Here is a 17,232-nt window from a genome sequence, read left to right as displayed (position 1 = left end):
AGGGTAAAATTTATGTTGTGTTCTTGAATGACAGGGTCACGATATGCTCAACCGGGGAGATAAGGCCTGGGGTACAACGGCAGGTCCTGTCTGACAAGGCGGACAGGTACTGGGTGCTGCCTGTTGTTGTATCCTCTGGCATCGCTCATATAAAAGCTGATAAAAGAACCCTCCCGGAGAATGGGATATTTGCCTGTAAATTTTCTTTTTCCATACTTCTATAAATAATTGCTGCACTTCTTCTTTAGCGCGTTGCTCGTTCCCCAGCATCTGGCAGGCTTTAAAGCAAAGGGGCTTATAGTATTTCATAAAGAAGTATTGGTAAGCCTCAAGTCTGTTATCTTTCTGGAGGGCTGATAACATTGTGATGTCCTCGCTGATTTGCATACTTTTTGGGATTGGTGTAGTGTATACCGGTTTTTGCAGGGTTAAGTTCGATCAAAAGTTCAACAAAATTGTTAATGCGGTGTTAATGTGGTCAAATTGATCGGCTGAAACAGACAAATCAATATTTCTGACTTTCCCTTAAATTGCACCTTTCTAAAAGCTAATTTACTGGAACATGCAAGTTTGGAAAGATTACCAGGTTACACACAAAGATCGTTTCCTCGAAGAACTGCTGGAATTGTTGCGCATCCCCTCTGTTAGTGCTGACTCAAGCTTCAGCAAGGATGTGAAAACCTGTGCGGAAGCTGTGAAGCTGCGCCTGCAGGAAGCCGGCGCTGAAAATGTAGAGGTATGCCCTACCGCGGGCCATCCTATCGTATATGGAGAGAAAATCATAAACCCTGCACTACCTACCGTATTAGTGTACGGCCACTACGACGTACAGCCTGCAGATCCGCTGGAGCTCTGGAATAGCGGTCCTTTCGAGCCTGTTATCAAAGATGAAAAGATCTATGCACGCGGCAGCGCCGATGATAAAGGACAGTTTTACATGCATGTGAAGGCATTTGAAACCATGGCCAAAACCAACACCTTGCCCTGCAATATCAAATTCATGATAGAGGGCGAAGAGGAAGTTGGGTCTGCTAATCTGGGTATCTTCATCAAGGAGAATAAAGAAAGACTGAAAGCAGATGTTGTGCTGATCTCTGACACTGCCATGCTCAGCCTGGAAAATCCTTCACTGGATACCGGTCTGCGCGGTCTTTCCTATATGGAAGTGGAAGTAACCGGTCCTAACCGCGACCTGCATAGCGGCGTATACGGTGGTGCGGTAGCTAATCCCGCCACCATCCTCTGTAAGATGATCGCTTCCCTGCACGATGAAAATAACCACATCACCATTCCCGGCTTTTATGACAAAGTACAGGAGCTGAGCAAGGAAGAACGTGATGCACTGAACGCCGCACCTTTCGATGAGGCGGAATACAAAGCAGACCTGGGGGTAGATGAACTCTGGGGCGAAAAAGGATATACTACCATCGAGCGCACCGGCATCCGTCCTACACTGGAAGTAAACGGTATCTGGGGTGGTTATACCGGAGAAGGCTCCAAAACCGTGCTGCCATCCAAGGCTTCTGCCAAGATCTCCATGCGCCTGGTGCCTAACCAGGACTGGAAAGAGATCTCTGCATTATTCCAGGCACACTTTGAAAAGATCGCTCCCAAATCTGTGAAGGTAAAGGTAACAACCCATCATGGCGGCAGCCCCTACGTAACGCCAACAGATCATGTGGCTTTCAAAGCAGCCAGTGAGGCGATCAAGGCTACCTTCGGTAAAGGTCCTATCCCGATGCGCGGCGGCGGAAGTATTCCTATCGTAGCACTGTTTGAGAAGGAACTGGGCCTGAAGACCATCCTCATGGGCTTTGGTCTGGACAGCGATAACCTGCACTCTCCCAACGAAAAGTATGGCCTGGCCAACTTCTATAAAGGAATTGAGACCATCCCTTACTTCCACAAATATTTCGCAGAAATGAGCAAATAGCCCGATAACGCTATTTATTGATAAATTTGAAGGCCGGCTCGTTACTAACGGGCCGGCCTTATACATTATCCAAAGATGAAAGAAGTAGAAAAAGTACGTATCGACAAGTACCTCTGGTCTATCAGAATCTTTAAGACCCGCTCCCTGGCCTCAGCAGGCTGTGAATCCGGCAGGGTGAAAATGAACGGGGCAGCAGTAAAAGCAGCCCGCCCGGTAGCCGTTAACGACGTTTATGAGATCAGAACTGAAGGCCGTAAGTGGGTGATACAGGTAACCGGCCTGCTGGCCAACCGTGTGCAGTATACAGAAGCGATCAAGTTTTACAATGATATCACTCCTGAAGAGGATAAACAGCAGCACCGCGAGGCTTCTGTGTTCCAGACAGGTAAGCGCCCAAGCAAGATTGGCCGTCCGACCAAGAAGGAACGCCGCGAGCTGGACGACTTTATGGGTGGAGGAGAAGAAGATTTGTAAAAAATCTCCGGTTTCAGTAGTAAATTCGCAGACTTTTCAGGCAGCCCTTAGAGAATCAGCTGTCTGCACATGAAAAAATTTGTAAATCATTATCCATAAATGTCTAAGCAAAGCGATCTTCTCCCAGCCGACTTCCTCGTGAAAGTGGCGGAAGAATTTGGAACACCGGTATATGTATATCATGCTGAAAAAATAAAGATCCAGTACGAAAAGCTGCAAACAGCTTTCCATAAAACGGATGCCCGCTTTTTCTACGCCTGTAAAGCATTGACCAATATCAACGTCCTGAAGTACATCAATTCCCTGGGCTGCGGATTGGATACCGTATCGATCCAGGAAGTATTACTGGGACTGAAAGCAGGTTTTTCGCCTGATAACATCATCTTCACGCCAAACTGCGTGGACCTGGACGAGATCATCGCTGCGAAAGAACTGGGTGTGCATATCAACATCGACAACATCTCCATCCTGGAACAGTTTGGAAACCGTTTCGGTGATTCTTACCCTATCTGTATCCGCCTGAATCCGCATATCATGGCTGGTGGAAACTATAAGATCTCCACCGGGCACGTAGACAGCAAGTTCGGTATCTCTATTCATCAGCTGCGCCATATTGAGCGTATCGTGAAAAGCACCAAACTGAAAGTGACCGGCCTGCACATGCATACCGGTTCTGAGATCAAGGATGTGGATGTATTCCTGCGTGGGGTAGAGATCATGTTCGAACAGGCAGTACATTTCCCTGACCTGGAATTCATTGACCTGGGAAGCGGCTTTAAAGTAGCTTATCAGGCTGGTGATCCTGAAACAGATATTAACCTGCTGGGCAAAAAGCTGTCGGAAGCCTTTAATAAATTCAGCAAGACATACGACCGTCCGCTGCAGGTATGGTTTGAGCCGGGTAAGTTCCTGGTAAGCCAATGCGGTTATTTCATTGTAAAAGCTAATGTTATCAAGCAGACTACTGCTACCGTATTCGTAGGTGTGAATTCAGGCTTTAACCACCTGATCAGGCCTATGTTCTACGATGCTTTCCACCTGATCCGCAATATTTCCAATCCTAAAGGAACAGAGCGTATCTATACCGTTGTGGGAAATATCTGTGAGACAGACACTTTTGGCTGGGACCGTAAGATTAATGAGGTGAAAGAGGGCGACTACCTGGTATTTTACAATGCCGGCGCCTATGGCTTCGAAATGTCCTCCAATTTTAACTCCCGCCTGAAACCAGCTGAAGTACTGGTGAAAGATGGTAAGGCACAGCTGATCCGTAAGCGGGATACGATTGAAGACCTGTTGCGTAACCAGATAGAGCTGTAATTAACTAATTACTTAATACTTAAAGCACTAATGCAGATTTGTATAAGCAAATCTGCATTTTTTTTGAAGTGTTATAACAAGTTTTAACATAAATTTGCAAAATGATTCACCGCAATCCTGCTTTACCTGCACACTGTCTATTCTGCTAGCCACATAAAATAATTTATTTTCCCAATCGTCTCTTATATATAGGATGAGTATTTTTTACACATTATAGTTTATGAAAGTTTTATCAGCTAACTCCGAAGTGTTCAGAGAAGAGGAAGTGATGATAGACAGCCACATTTCATTCGGTCCTTACGTTAAGTTTCTGAAAGAAAAGGCTGCCAAAACATCGGACGCACGTGCTGCTTACTACCAAAAGATAGTTAAACAGTTTGAAGGTAACCCCGCCCTCCTGGGGCCCATAGCCGGTGCGGACGACCTGTCTGCTTACCAGGAATATCTTGATCTGATCATTGCAACCATTTTCCCTGTCACTGTCGACATGGACAAGGATATATATGGCATAGGCGTTCCTCACAAGTTTGCCATCTTTTACTACTCCGATCTGTTCAAAAAGCTCTTTGCCGCTAATGGCGATAAGCTTCTGGCAGTGCCGGAAGGTATCTCTGTGGAGAAAGTAAAAAGAGACAAACTGGAATGGTTATACAAACTCTTACTTGAAAAAGTATATGGGTTTCCGATGGATTACCAGAACGAGATCATCCATCATGTTACCCTGCCTGAAAGTAACGGCTTGAAGAAGTATGTGAAATTACATATTGATGCACGTTTCGTAGATGTAAAAGTGAAGGGAGAGATCCCCAACCTGAAATATGACAACATATGCCAGCAGCATTTCTCTCTGGAAGTCCTGCAGGAATTGCTGCCATTGCGCAACTTCGCACTGGAAGGTTTTGTGATCTGGACCATACAGGATGTTACAAAGGATGAGGTGCAGAATACCATGAAGAACCTGATCCTGAACATGCATGATGGTAACGAACAGCAGACCTACCGCCGGATGGAAGAGGAACTGGAATCACTGATCCAGCAGGAAGATGTCAGTGTTCATATCGTACCGATTCCAAAGATCAATGGTAAGTATGTACTGGAATGCGATCTCTGCGAAAGCGGTGTCATGCTGGGAGTGATCAACAATGGTAAACAGCAGCAACAGTTATTTCAGCAACTGCTGGAACACCTGATGATGCAGAAAGATCCATTGCTGATCCCGGAAGTAACTGACGCTACTTTGCTGTCTTATCCTTTCCTGCGTTATCTGCCACTCAAAGGTATCAAGAGCTATCTGATGGCGCCGATATGGTATGAAGGACAGCTGTTGGGAATAGTTGAAATAGCGTCTTCTCAGGTCAATAAGGTTACTGCGGAAACAATAGGCCGTGCATATCCTGCTCATCAGCAGGTAATGATGTTGCTGACCAGGGGCGCCGACATTGTGAATAACCGCATCGTTCAGGTGATCAAGGAGCAGTTCACTGCCTTGCAACCATCCGTAGAATGGAAATTTACAGATGCTGCCTGGCATTATCTGCATACGCCGCAGGAAGAGCGTAAGGACATTGGTAATATCTCTTTTGAAGATGTCTATCCTTTATATGGCGCTGTTGATATCAGGAACTCTTCTACAGAACGCAGCAATGCGATCCACGAAGACCTACGGGAACAGTTACTGTTGATCAGGGAAATACTTGATTATATCGGCAATGCAATCTATCTGCCATTGCTGGAAGAACTGAAGTTCAAGAACGATGAGCTGATCACTGGTATTACCAGTGGCATGCTGTCTGAAGATGAGCTGAAGACGAACAACTACCTCGATGAAGAGATCGGGCCATTGTTCCGTCACCTGCATGAAAGTCATCCTGAACTGCAGCCTGCACTGGAGCGCTATTTCTCTGTGGTAGATACTTCAGAAGGTCATATCCTGCATCACCGTCAGGAATATGAAGAGAGCCTGGCGAAGATCAACGAGAAAATCAATAAGTACCTGGATAAAGAGAAAGAGAATATTCAGCATTCTTTCCCCTGCTATTTTGAGAAGTACCGTACCGATGGTGTGGAGTACAATATCTATATAGGACAGGCAATCGCTCAGAGCCGTAAGTTCGACATGCTGTATCTGCGTAACCTCCGTCTGTGGCAGCTTTCTTCCATGGCAGAGATCGCGAAGATGACCAATAAACTGAAAGACACACTAAAGGTGCCTTTACAGACTACACAGCTGATCCTGGTGCACAGCAATCCGATAGATATCAGCTTCCGTCAGGATGAACGCCGCTTCGATGTGGAAGGTGCTTACAATATCCGTTATGAGATCATGAAGAAACGGATAGATAAAGTGCATATCCGTCAGACAGGTAAACGCCTGACACAACCCGGTACTATTTCTATCGTATATGCCTATGCGAAGGAAATGGAGGAATACCTGAAGTACATCACCTTCCTGCAGAATAAAGGAGTATTGTCATCTGAAGTAGAAATGCTGGACCTGGAAGACCTGCAAGGGGTAAGCGGTCTGAGAGCATTACGTGTGAAGGTGAATATGGACTAGGACTGTAGGATTTAATATAACAAAAAAGGCCCGCTCTTGTCATGAGAGCGGGCCTTTGCTATTTTAATCCGGATATCAGAACCTGAATCCGAAAGTAATGTATGGTAATACGCCTTCATCAGAACGGCCTACTATCGCTGAAAGTACTACGAGATTAGCAGGAGTGAAGTAAACGCCTCCGCCATAGCCGTCATGCCATATAGCTGACTTCTGACTGGGGAACCATACCCTGCCTACATCATTGAAGGCAAGCAGGCCCACACTGGCAGGGAAGAGGTAAGAGCGGAAATCAAACAGCTTAACGCGCAGCTCTACGTTATTGTACACTGCCGCATTACCGGTAAAACGGTAATTACGATAACCCCTGAGATTCTGCACACCACCGATCGCTGCTGCCTGGAAGAATTCATAGTTGCCCCAGATCTTGTTTGCTCCGAAACGGGTTACCAGTACAACACTGGTCGGTACATGGAAGTTGGTGTAAATACTCAGGTCTGTCTGCGCCTGCAGGTAATTACGTTTCTCTTCATTCAGTCCCTGGCTGCCGTATACAGAAGTATTCCAGCTGATGCCTCTTGTTGGTATCAGGGCATTATCGCGGGTATCAATCCTTAATCCCAGGCGCAGACCAGCGTATGACTTAGACCGGTAAACAGACAGAGAGTCCAGTCCATTGTGTGGGAAGTCTGAGATGATACGTCCTGTCGTTTCATCTTTATCAAGGCTGTAATAAGTCAGTGAAGGACCATAATACAGTTCTACATTCCGTGACAGTTTGGTATTCAGTAATGGCTCGATGTTGAACAGGGCGAAACGGGTACGGTAATACCGGATGGTCCTCGATTTATCGAACACCGTTTCATTACCGAAGCCGAAGAAGTTGATCGTATTGTTAGGTGCTTTTGCATTGGCAGTGATGGTCAGATCAGTATTGCCGATTACGTCTGTGAATTCGCCCAGGTAACGGAACTGCCATGCATCGGTACCCAGTGAGTGACCGGCCAGTACGGTATGTCTTGTGGCGAACGGGCGTTTACGGAAGCCCTGTGTGGTATACTGGAAGCCGAGGCCGAGCGACAGACCATCATCTGCGTTAAATCCGGCAGACGCCAGCGGCATCAGTTTGTTGTATTGTAAGCGGAAGAAGGTGCGCTCATATCTGATGATGTCCGGATTGGAAGACAGGATACGTCTGTCATTGCCGTGCATATCGAAGCTGTCTTTCCTGTTGGCCAGTTCATAGATGCGAATACGCTTGCCAGCATGGCTGCCGGTGCTGTCGATATAAGTATCCACATCTTTACCACCGATGATGCGCACTTTGATAGGAGAACCATTATCTCCTTTCATGACAAATCTGTCTTCACCACCAAGACCGAACAGCCTTAATTCACGGGTGTCTTTAGGATCGAAAGTACGGTGATAGATCACCTGTTCCAGTTCTCCCTTTTTATTGATCTTGGTAACCGTTACATCCATCAGGCCTCCCGGCAGACGTTCAACGGTAAACAGCTCGTCTTTTTTACTGCCGGTCACTTCCACTTTTTTAGAGAGGAAGCGGTATAATTCAAGCGCTTCTTTCTCCAGTATAGCGCGGCGGGCTATCAGTGTATTGTAGGTACGCTCGCCAACTTCTGCCCTGATGGTATCGGGGAAGCGGTTCACAGCCGCCCTGATAGCAGAATCTGTGATACGTTGTACGAAGTTCCTGCTGATATCTTTCCACTGTTGTTCACTCAGCTCGTTCATAAAGGAACGGTCGAAAGGTTGTGCAGTAGGGTTCTGACCTTCTACAAACCTGATCTTGGGACGGAAGCCCTGGATATTAGGCAATGCCCAACGCCTGGAGGCAATACGTGGCAGGAAACCTTCATTTACAAAGAATGCCTGGTCGCGGTCGCGGGGGATAGGGAAGTATTTTTGTGTCTTTGCTTTTTTATCATTCTCTGCGCCCCATCTCCACTGGTCATCGTGACGGTCCCAGTCTGCTATCAGCAGGTCCAGCAGACGTGCGTTCAGTACTGCCGGCTGATCGATAGTATTATCATTATCTCCATGCAACTGTTCAAGGACTTTAGGAGTGTTCAGCGTCTTCCCCTTTACATCTGCTTCTCTTTCTTCAAACAGGTAAACGTCATCCCCGAAAGTGTTCTGATAAATACCCAGGACCGTGTCTTTAGGCAGGTATACAAAAGTGGGGTTGGTATGATGAACACCGGCAGCATCTGCCAGTGGTACTACCGCTACGGGTGCATAAGGATTAGCAGCGGAGATCTGATCCTGTACAACATCTTTGGCTACTGTTTCGCGCAGCGCCTCTGGTACAGCCTTATCCGGGTATTTCTTCAGGGAGCGGAGCACCCATTCCTTACCATCTTTATCTTCCAGGCGCAGAGAGAGTGTCTGCATACCACCGCCGCGTTTCAGGATCTTCAGACCTCCCTTTTCTTTGTTCAGGTCTAAAACCGGGAAGCTGAGCGGGGTGCCCCATACATCGCGGTAATTCCTTCCCATCAGCCAGTAATGGAAACTTGTCTTACCGGTATATTGAGAATCCGCAGGCATAACAACCGCAGCAGGCAGCTGGCTGGCAGAAGGACTGGCATTGGCAATAGCGCTGGAACGAACATCCTGCAGGCTGAATAACTGTTGTGCATATGCGGGAGCATCTGTTTTCTCTATGGTATAGTATTTTACTTCCACACGGCCACTTTTGGATATTTCCAGCACGGTATATCCATTCTCATTGCTGGCAAAGAGCGACTTGCTGCCTTTCTTTACCCTGTTCTCTTTAGAGCCGGAACCACTCACGATATAGAAGTTCTGTTCGTCTTTGATGAGCTGAAGGGTATGGTCATGACCCGACACGAAGATGGCTGGTCCATGTGGTTTAATAGCCGCTTCCACTCCACGGATCATTGACTGGTAGATCGGGTTCGGAATATCTTCCGGAGTGCCAAATACACCGCGGGTGATAGGGTAGATAGACCCGATCAGTGGTAATGGAATGTACAGTCCTTTTTTCAGGTCAGTAAAAGGGAAGATATGTTGTTTGATGGTATAATAACCGCCATGTATGCCATAGCTCCTGAAAGGGTGGTGAGCTGCAAAGATGATCAGTTTATTCCTGTTACGGCTAACGATATCGTTCAGTTCAGTGAGCACCTCTTCCCTTGTTTTAGTATCGCAGGAAGATTCTGATCCGGGTTTCTGGTACGGGAACAACCACCATTCTGTATCCATGATGATCAGGGTAGTGTTGTTGTCCAGGTGTACCTCTTCAGGACCGGGACAGCCATCTTTAGGCAGGAAGTTGACGTTGGGCAATTGTAAGGAGTCTACATACAGTTGCTGATTGATCACTGTCTGCCATCCATCCGGTTTGGAACGTTTCCAGTCATGGTTACCGGGAATGAAGATGGCTTGTGTGTTGGTGTTTTTTACCAGGCCTACCTGGTAATCCAGTACTTGTCTGGCCTCATCGTACCTGGAGGAGCCTTCATCCGGCAGGCCGAGAGGGTATATGTTGTCGCCCAGGAATAACACTGTGTTCCTGGCATCCTGGAGATTAATACGCTGTTTCACTGCATCTATAACAGGATTGTGCCCGTCTTTATGTAACTCTCCGGCGTCTCCGATGAGGATCACCCGGCGCGCCAGGCTGTCGTCCGTCATCTGGGCCTGCGTGAGCAGTGGCAGGAAGAGGAGGGGTAGAATGTGTCTTGCTTTTGGTAAAATGCTAATCATCGTGATGAGTTCAATGGTACTTAAATTTCAGAATGCTGGCCTGCGATTCGTCTACTGCTTCGTTAGATATGTACATATCGCCGTTTGCGGTGAAAGAGATGCCTTCCGGTTGCGGAAAGCGGCGACGCTGTAGATTATAAGCTTCCTGTACTTTACCGTCAAGGTCGGTAATAACGAGCAGGCGGTTGATAGCTGATACAATATATAGCCGGTGTTCTATCGGATGTACTGCGGCCCCGGAAGGTCTGAAACGCCCTACATCTCCGCCTGTTAGCCTGGCAATATCGGCTACGTTGATACGGAAGGCCGGCGTGGTGTCATACTCCATAGTATTCAGCCGGAAACGGTAAGCGGTGGTAAAGCCTTCTCTTTTGTCTTCGTCACAAGTCTTACAGATGGCGATCAGGCTACTGTCTCTTGCGTCGAAGTAAAGGCTCTCAAATTCCCTTTTGCCTGGAAGAGATAGTTTATAATGGGTGGCATCTACCGTGTCAGTGAACATGCCATGGATGTGATACAGGTGCCCGTTGCTCTTGAGCACAAACCAATCGGAACCACTGGTAGCCAGATCTTCATAGTCGCCGCTTCTGTCAAACTTGGAAGTAGGGTAGGCCCTGTCTGTATTCACATCGATGGAATAGATCTTACCCTCTTCGTCGTTAATAGACAGGATATGATGTTCATCGGGGGCCAGGACGATGCCTGATATCTCCTGCATGGACTGTCTGACACGGTAACGGGTAGGCTCTGCAAGATTATAACCTTTGGGAGAGCCATATTGTTTATCCTCGCGATTGAATGCATTGCAGGACAGGAACAGGAAAAAGAACGCAATATATCTTACTTGCATAGATGAGTGGTTAATATTCAATGCAGAAACACAGCGAGCGACAGGCCCGCTGTATCCGGCATTGCGTATTCATGGAATAAAATTAACTTAAAAATGCAGTAACTTGCTGATCTCAGTTTTGCTTTTTTAACTAAGGCTTATGCAAACAGGATTAATCATAGAAGCAGCAGAACAATATGTTGCGAAGCAATACCAGGACCGTCCTCACCCTAACCTGGTGTATCATAATTTAGAACACACAAAGCTGGTGGTGGCAGCAGCACAGCAGATTGCAGCGCATTACCGGCTGGAGGACAATGACCTGCTCGTGGTATATGTGGCGTGCTGGTTCCATGATCTGGGCTACCTGGCAGGAGAAACGAAAATGCATGAAGAGAAGGGCGCTGAGATGGCCAGGGAGTTCTTAAATGTACAACAGATTCCAGAAAATGTACAACAGCAGGTGGTAGGCTGTATCATGGCTACAAAAATGCCACAGAATCCACAAAACCTGCTGGAAGAGATCGTATGTGATGCAGACCTGTTTCACCTGGGTACAAAAGACTTTAAAGAACGTTCCCGTCTACTAAGACAGGAAATGGAACTAACCTGGGGAAAAGAGATCCCTGGTGCTACCTGGAATGCCGGCTCTTTACGCCTGCAGGAATCCCATCATTATTTCACAGCATACTGTAAAGCATTGCTACAACAACAAAAAGAAGAAAACATCGCCAAGTTGAAAAGTAAACTGGACAAACAGGAAGAAAAGGCCCATAAGAAAGAAAAGGCCGCCGCTAAAAAAGAAGGGCATGCATTGCCGCTTGCTGATAATGGAAGCCCGGCTGCCATCAAGGAAGAGAAGAAAGGAAAGGAAGAGAAGAAGAAAGACAAGGAACCCAAACCCGGAAGAGGTGTGGAAACCATGTTCCGTACCACTTCTACCAATCATATCCGCCTAAGCTCTATGGCAGACAGTAAGGCGCATATCATGATCTCAGTGAACTCTATCATCATATCCGTTATACTGGGTGTGTTGTTCAGAAGACTGGAAGATTATCCTAACCTGATCATCCCTGCCTTCATATTCCTGTTGACAGGAGTGCTGACTATTATTTTCTCCGTGCTGGCCACCCGCCCTAATATCAACGTCGGAAAGTTCACTAAAGCAGATATCGACAGTAAAAAGACTAACCTGTTGTTCTTTGGTAACTTCCATCAGATGTCGCTGGAAGAGTATACCTGGGGTATGACTGAAATGATGAAAGACAATGAATATGTGTATGGCAGCATGATACAGGACATCTACCATCTTGGTGTCGTGTTGGGCAAAAAGTATAAACAATTGCGCATCGCCTACAACATCTTTATGTTCGGATTGATCATTTCCGTATTGGCGTTCCTGATAGCAGCCCTATTTTTTCCGGTGAAGAACTAAGCATGAGTAACAAGACTATATCTACGAATGTGCCGCTGTATGACCGTGACCTTAGCTGGTTATCGTTCAACTACCGCGTGCTCTGTATGGCTAAAAGTGAAGAGGTGCCATTGTATGAAAGGATCAAGTTCCTCTCTATCTTCTCTTCCAACTTAGATGAGTTTTTCCGTGTGCGTATGCCAGCTGTACTGGCAGTGAATAAGCTGTTACATCGTAATCCTGACGCCGCCGGAGAAGACATTCTTTCGCAGGATACATTGCCTGCTATACAACAGGAGATCAACAGGCAGCTGGGAGAATTCGGACGTACATTGACCGGACAGTTATTGCCTGCATTACGCAGTTACAATATACACCTGTACTACAACGAGCCTTTACATACATTACATCTTGAGCACCTGCGGGAGTATTTCCTGACAAAGGTACTCAGCTTTCTGCAGCCACTGTGGCTACGGAAGAAGAAACCGGAGGAAGTGTTCCTGGAGAATAACCAGCTATACCTGGTGGTTTCTCTTACGGAAGACACGGCTCCTGATATGCAGCAATATGCCCTGGTCAATATTCCCAGCGCTTCACTGCCCCGCTTTATAGAATTGCCACCGCTGGATAATGTGTATTACATTGCCATGCTGGACGACGTGATCAGGGAGAATGTAGGCTTCCTCTTCCCGGGTTATACAGTAACTGGTTGCTACAGTATCAAGATCACCCGTGATGCGGAAACAGACATGAATGAACTGGCCAGCGATATCCTCGAACAGGTAGAAACCATGATCCAGAAGAGAGAACTGGGGATTCCTACCCGCTTTCTGTACGATGCAACGATGCCGCTGGCCTTGCAGAAACTGCTGGCAGTTTACTTCCACATCCTGCCGGAAGAAATGGTAGAAGGTGGCCGTTATCACAATCTGAAGGATCTGAACGACCTGCCTATGCCGGTGAAGTCGCCCGCCTTCAGTTATCCGAAACAGTCTTCTATACAGGTACCTGCACTGGAGAATGTGCCCCGTCTGCTGGACGAAGTAGCCAAACGGGACATCCTGTTGCACGCTCCCTACCAGCGGTACGACTACATCCTGCGTTTCTTTAATGAAGCGGCAGTAGATCCTGCCGTACAGGAAATTTACATTACCCTGTATCGCATTGCTTCCAGCTCACAGATCGCGAATGCACTGATCAGCGCTGCCCGCAATGGTAAGCAGGTAACGGTATTCGTGGAGTTGAAAGCCCGTTTTGATGAAGCTAACAATATCCGCTGGGCTAAGAAGATGAAGGCCGCAGGGGTAAAGATCATATACAGTATACCCGGACTGAAAGTACATGCCAAGATCGCATTGGTGAAACGCCGTCGCGGATACCAGTGGGACTACTCAGGATTGATGGCTACGGGCAACTTCAATGAATCTACCGCACGGTTCTATACAGATCATGTGATGATGACAGCTCATCCCGGCATTACGCAGGAACTGGAATTGCTCTTTCTGTACCTGCAGGCCAGGGAACAACCGGTCAAATATAAGTTCCTTACCTTCCAGCATCTGCTGGTAGCACAGTTCAACCTGATGGACCGCTTTAAGGAACTGATCAATCGTGAGATTGAAAATGCCCGTGCAGGCAAACCGGCAAAGATCATCATCAAGCTGAATAACCTGCAGGAGAAAGAGATGATTGCCAGCCTGTATACCGCCAGCCAGGAAGGAGTGAAGATTGATCTGATAGCCCGCAGTATTTGCTGTTTGGTGCCGGAACAGCCGGAGAGCAGTAATATCAGGGTACGACGGATTGTGGACCGTTACCTGGAACATGCCAGGGTCTTTATCTTCCATAACAATGGCAATGAAGAGGTCTATATGGGATCGGCAGACTGGATGAACCGTAACCTGCACCGGCGTATTGAGGTGTGCTTCCCGGTATATGATCCGCAGTTACAGGCGCAACTGAAAGAAATTATCCGCTTGCAGCTGGCAGATAATACCAATGCGGTGAAACTGGACGCGGAGATTCGTAATATTGAAATTGTTCCGGAAGAAGGCGCGCCGCGTGTAAATGCACAACAGGCGATATACCAGTATATACAGTCTTTGTAGACAGATAAATTAACGTATGCAGAAATATTTATTACTACCCATTGTGGTAATGATGTGTGCTATAGGCATGGCCCATGCACAGGAAAAAACCTACCTGGATCTTCAGCATATCTATGATCCCGCGGCAGATGCAGCGGCAGATCTGCTGAAAGCAGAAAAACAGGCGGCGGCAACGAATAAGCACGTGTTGATCCAGATCGGAGGAAACTGGTGCATCTGGTGTAAGCGCTTCTATAAGTTTGTTCATGAAGATTCGACCCTGAATGCACTGGAAGAGAAAAACTATGTAGTGTACCACCTGAATTATAGCAAGGAGAACAAGAACCTGCCATTGCTGAAACAGCTGGGATATCCGCAGCGTTTTGGTTTCCCGGTACTGGTAATCCTGGATGCAAAAGGGAACAGGTTACATACACAGAATTCCGGTTTGCTGGAATCGGCAGATACTTATGACAAGGAGAAGGTGGCAGACATGCTGAAACAGTGGGCGCCGGATGCATTGAATCCCGCTTATTATACAAACCAATAAAGCCACCGCTATGGAGCAATCCACGTCTCATCCAGCTGTCCGGTCATTCATCCGTTTTGCCGGACACCCGTTTAAGTTTTCCCTTTATCTTTTATGGAAGCTGCCCATTGCATGGCTGGCAGGCGTGAGGTTACAACAGTTAGAAGAGCAGCAATGCACTATAGTCGTTCCCTTTAAGTGGTTATCCCAGAATCCTTTCCGCTCTACTTATTTTGCCTGCCTGGCGATGGCGGCAGAAATGAGCACGGGATTAATGGCCATGATGTATGTACGTGCGGCCGCTCCTAAACGTGTATCCATGCTGGTAACTGGTATGGAAGCTTCGTTTACTAAAAAAGCGACTGGCAAGACATGGTTCACCTGTCAGGACGGAGCGGCGATACAGGCCGCCATAGCGCGTACCGCTGCTTCCGGAGAGCCGGAAGTGCTTACGGTGAACAGTATCGGTAAAAGCCAGGATGGCACAGTAATTGCCTCTTTCGCTATCACCTGGTCATTCAAAGGAAAAGCATAGACAGGAATATACCATTACAGATCATTTCTCAAACACACCACATGAAAATTGCATTTCACGGAGCGGCACGTACAGTTACCGGTTCCAAACATCTTATCTCATTAAAGAATGGCAAGAAGATACTGCTGGACTGCGGCATGTTCCAGGGAATGGGCAGAGAGACGGATGCGATGAATGAAGACTTTGGGTTTAATGCAGCGGAAGTGACATACATGATCCTTTCACATGCGCATATCGATCACTCAGGACTAATACCATTGCTGGTACAAAGAGGATTCAAGGGACATATTTACTGCACACCCGCCACATTTGATCTGACAGAGATCCTGCTGCTCGATTCCGCCAAGATTCAGGAAGATGATACGAAGTTCAAGAATAAGAAGCTGAGAAAAGAGGGCAAACCGGAAGTGGCGCCCCTCTATAGCATTGATGATGCTAAACGTAGTGTTACACACCTGAAGAAAGTGAACTACAAGACCTGGTTCCGGATAGATGACGATATAGAAGTGTATTTCACGGATGCAGGTCACATCATCGGAAGTGCGTCTGTACATGTGCGTGTCACGGAAGATGGAAAGACTACGCAGGTTTCTTTCAGCGGAGATGTAGGCCGGTATAATGATGCCATCTTAAGATCCCCCGATATTTTCCCCCAGGCAGATTACATCCTGCTGGAATCTACCTATGGCAGCACCTTACATGCGGAAGCTGCTCCTTCAGACGATCTGCTGATCAAATATATTCATGATACCTGTCAGCTAAAGAGAGGGAAACTGATCATCCCTGCTTTCAGTGTGGGCCGTACCCAGGAGCTCCTGTATGCACTGAACAGGGCAGGGCTGGAAGGTAAGTTACCGAAGGTGGACATCTTTGTGGATAGTCCGCTGTCGCTGGAAGCTACAGACGTGGTGAGGCATCATCCTGAGGTTTTCAATAAGACAGTAGCCAAACTGCTGGAGATTGACGACGATCCGTTTGACTTCCCTGGTCTGCACTATATTGAAACCGTAGATGAATCGAAAGCACTGAACTTCCGCCAGGAACCTTGCGTGATCATTTCAGCCTCAGGTATGGCGGAAGCAGGCAGGGTGAAGCATCATATCGCCAACAATATCGGCGACAGCCGGAATACGATCCTGATAGTTGGATATTGTGAGCCGCAGTCTTTGGGTGGTCGGCTGATGAGAGGGGCCAGGGAAGTGTCCATTTACGGCACCCGCTACGAGGTGAGGGCCGATGTGGGTGTGATCCGTTCTATGAGCGCTCATGGTGATTATGAGGACCTGAGCCAGTGGCTGTCTTGCCAGGACCCCAGGGAGGTGAAGAAGTTATTCCTGGTACATGGAGAGTATGAAGTACAGCAGATATTCCGTAACTGGTTGATAAAGAAAGGATTTCAGGATGTTGAGATCCCGGAGAGACATTCTGAGATAGGTTTAGGTTAGACTTATCTTCGTTTTAGTCCCGATCTGATGCCGTATTGACGCCGTACAAGCTGTCTTGTCCTGGTATAGGTTTACAGTTTTGATGAGATAATCCGTTTGAATTTTACAATATTAAAAGATAATCCTAAAAAGGTTGTTTTGTTTAGATTTTAGTCCTGGATCAGGTTGACAGTATCAGCTGTTAATCCTGATCCAGGACTATCTTTTCTCTTCGTTCGCCATCTCCTTACTAATTCCCCTTGTTTTGTATGTGCCTGATTTGGAGTTAGGTAGTCGCAGCTTGCATGAGGCCTTTGTTCATTGTAGATGCGGATAGACGCTGTTACTATAGCCGCCGCGGTTTCATAGTTTTTAAATAACCG

At 47.1% G+C, this 17,232-nt stretch carries 13 protein-coding genes; 9 read left to right on the top strand and 4 right to left on the bottom strand.

Annotated elements, in window-relative coordinates; all coding sequences use genetic code 11:
• Positions 1-36: 36 nt before the first annotated feature.
• A complete protein-coding gene (locus BLR32_RS17815; RefSeq protein WP_089834210.1) occupies positions 37-387 on the bottom strand; it encodes a sigma-70 family RNA polymerase sigma factor in 351 nt (116 codons plus the stop codon).
• A 175-nt stretch (positions 388-562) separates the two neighbouring features.
• On the opposite strand from BLR32_RS17815, the gene BLR32_RS17810 reads away from it, so the two are divergent.
• The 4 genes from BLR32_RS17810 (at position 563) to BLR32_RS17795 (ending at position 6,284) form a co-directional block, all read left to right on the top strand.
• Positions 563-1,933 carry a dipeptidase gene (locus BLR32_RS17810; protein ID WP_089834209.1) on the top strand — a complete coding sequence of 457 codons (1,371 nt, stop codon included), beginning with the start codon at positions 563-565 and terminating at the stop codon, positions 1,931-1,933.
• A 75-nt stretch (positions 1,934-2,008) separates the two neighbouring features.
• Entirely contained in the window at positions 2,009-2,407 is a 399-nt protein-coding gene (locus BLR32_RS17805; protein WP_089834208.1) for an RNA-binding S4 domain-containing protein, read from the top strand.
• Between the two features lie 99 nt (positions 2,408-2,506).
• On the top strand, positions 2,507-3,727 hold the full coding sequence (lysA, locus tag BLR32_RS17800) for a diaminopimelate decarboxylase (RefSeq protein ID WP_089834207.1): 1,221 nt from the start codon (positions 2,507-2,509) through the stop codon (positions 3,725-3,727).
• A gap of 220 nt (positions 3,728-3,947) precedes the next feature.
• Positions 3,948-6,284, top strand: coding sequence for a hypothetical protein (locus tag BLR32_RS17795; protein WP_089834206.1), 2,337 nt, complete (start codon positions 3,948-3,950; stop codon positions 6,282-6,284).
• A 75-nt stretch (positions 6,285-6,359) separates the two neighbouring features.
• On the opposite strand, the gene BLR32_RS17790 is transcribed toward BLR32_RS17795, so the two are convergent.
• The gene (locus BLR32_RS17790; RefSeq protein WP_089834205.1) at positions 6,360-10,031 is read right to left on the bottom strand and encodes a BamA/TamA family outer membrane protein; all 3,672 of its coding nucleotides are present in this window, start codon (positions 10,029-10,031) and stop codon (positions 6,360-6,362) included.
• Positions 10,032-10,041: 10 nt separating this feature from the next.
• Positions 10,042-10,881 carry an SdiA-regulated domain-containing protein gene (locus BLR32_RS17785; protein WP_089834204.1) on the bottom strand — a complete coding sequence of 280 codons (840 nt, stop codon included), beginning with the start codon at positions 10,879-10,881 and terminating at the stop codon, positions 10,042-10,044.
• Between the two features lie 139 nt (positions 10,882-11,020).
• On the opposite strand from BLR32_RS17785, the gene BLR32_RS17780 reads away from it, so the two are divergent.
• From BLR32_RS17780 to BLR32_RS17760, 5 genes are read left to right on the top strand one after another with little or no spacing between them, the layout of a single operon-like run.
• A complete protein-coding gene (locus BLR32_RS17780; protein WP_089834203.1) occupies positions 11,021-12,295 on the top strand; it encodes a Pycsar system effector family protein in 1,275 nt (424 codons plus the stop codon).
• A 2-nt stretch (positions 12,296-12,297) separates the two neighbouring features.
• The gene (gene ppk1 / locus BLR32_RS17775; RefSeq protein WP_089834202.1) at positions 12,298-14,382 is read left to right on the top strand and encodes a polyphosphate kinase 1; all 2,085 of its coding nucleotides are present in this window, start codon (positions 12,298-12,300) and stop codon (positions 14,380-14,382) included.
• Between the two features lie 16 nt (positions 14,383-14,398).
• Positions 14,399-14,911, top strand: coding sequence for a thioredoxin family protein (locus BLR32_RS17770; protein ID WP_089834201.1), 513 nt, complete (start codon positions 14,399-14,401; stop codon positions 14,909-14,911).
• A gap of 10 nt (positions 14,912-14,921) precedes the next feature.
• Entirely contained in the window at positions 14,922-15,425 is a 504-nt protein-coding gene (locus BLR32_RS17765) for a DUF4442 domain-containing protein (RefSeq protein WP_089834200.1), read from the top strand.
• Between the two features lie 41 nt (positions 15,426-15,466).
• Positions 15,467-16,870: an MBL fold metallo-hydrolase gene (locus BLR32_RS17760; RefSeq protein ID WP_089834199.1), complete on the top strand. Its 1,404-nt coding sequence runs from the start codon at positions 15,467-15,469 to the stop codon at positions 16,868-16,870.
• 149 nt (positions 16,871-17,019) lie between these two features.
• Here the strand turns inward: BLR32_RS17760 and BLR32_RS17755 are convergent.
• The coding region (locus BLR32_RS17755; protein WP_143011510.1) for an integrase core domain-containing protein at positions 17,020-17,232 on the bottom strand (213 nt) is incomplete at its 5' end.

Origin of the sequence: Chitinophaga filiformis, from assembly GCF_900102545.1 — a bacterium.
GTDB lineage: Bacteria > Bacteroidota > Bacteroidia > Chitinophagales > Chitinophagaceae > Chitinophaga > Chitinophaga filiformis.
The sequence above is the reverse complement of the archived record's forward strand: the minus strand, read 5'-3'. Positions and strand labels throughout refer to the sequence as shown.

Coding starts and splice junctions, on each gene's coding strand:
- BLR32_RS17815 (WP_089834210.1), bottom strand. CDS start 387: ATGCAAATCAGCGAGGACATCACAATGTTATCAGCCCTCCAGAAAGAT.
- BLR32_RS17810 (WP_089834209.1), top strand. CDS start 563: ATGCAAGTTTGGAAAGATTACCAGGTTACACACAAAGATCGTTTCCTC.
- BLR32_RS17805 (WP_089834208.1), top strand. CDS start 2,009: ATGAAAGAAGTAGAAAAAGTACGTATCGACAAGTACCTCTGGTCTATC.
- lysA (WP_089834207.1), top strand. CDS start 2,507: ATGTCTAAGCAAAGCGATCTTCTCCCAGCCGACTTCCTCGTGAAAGTG.
- BLR32_RS17795 (WP_089834206.1), top strand. CDS start 3,948: ATGAAAGTTTTATCAGCTAACTCCGAAGTGTTCAGAGAAGAGGAAGTG.
- BLR32_RS17790 (WP_089834205.1), bottom strand. CDS start 10,031: ATGATTAGCATTTTACCAAAAGCAAGACACATTCTACCCCTCCTCTTC.
- BLR32_RS17785 (WP_089834204.1), bottom strand. CDS start 10,881: ATGCAAGTAAGATATATTGCGTTCTTTTTCCTGTTCCTGTCCTGCAAT.
- BLR32_RS17780 (WP_089834203.1), top strand. CDS start 11,021: ATGCAAACAGGATTAATCATAGAAGCAGCAGAACAATATGTTGCGAAG.
- ppk1 (WP_089834202.1), top strand. CDS start 12,298: ATGAGTAACAAGACTATATCTACGAATGTGCCGCTGTATGACCGTGAC.
- BLR32_RS17770 (WP_089834201.1), top strand. CDS start 14,399: ATGCAGAAATATTTATTACTACCCATTGTGGTAATGATGTGTGCTATA.
- BLR32_RS17765 (WP_089834200.1), top strand. CDS start 14,922: ATGGAGCAATCCACGTCTCATCCAGCTGTCCGGTCATTCATCCGTTTT.
- BLR32_RS17760 (WP_089834199.1), top strand. CDS start 15,467: ATGAAAATTGCATTTCACGGAGCGGCACGTACAGTTACCGGTTCCAAA.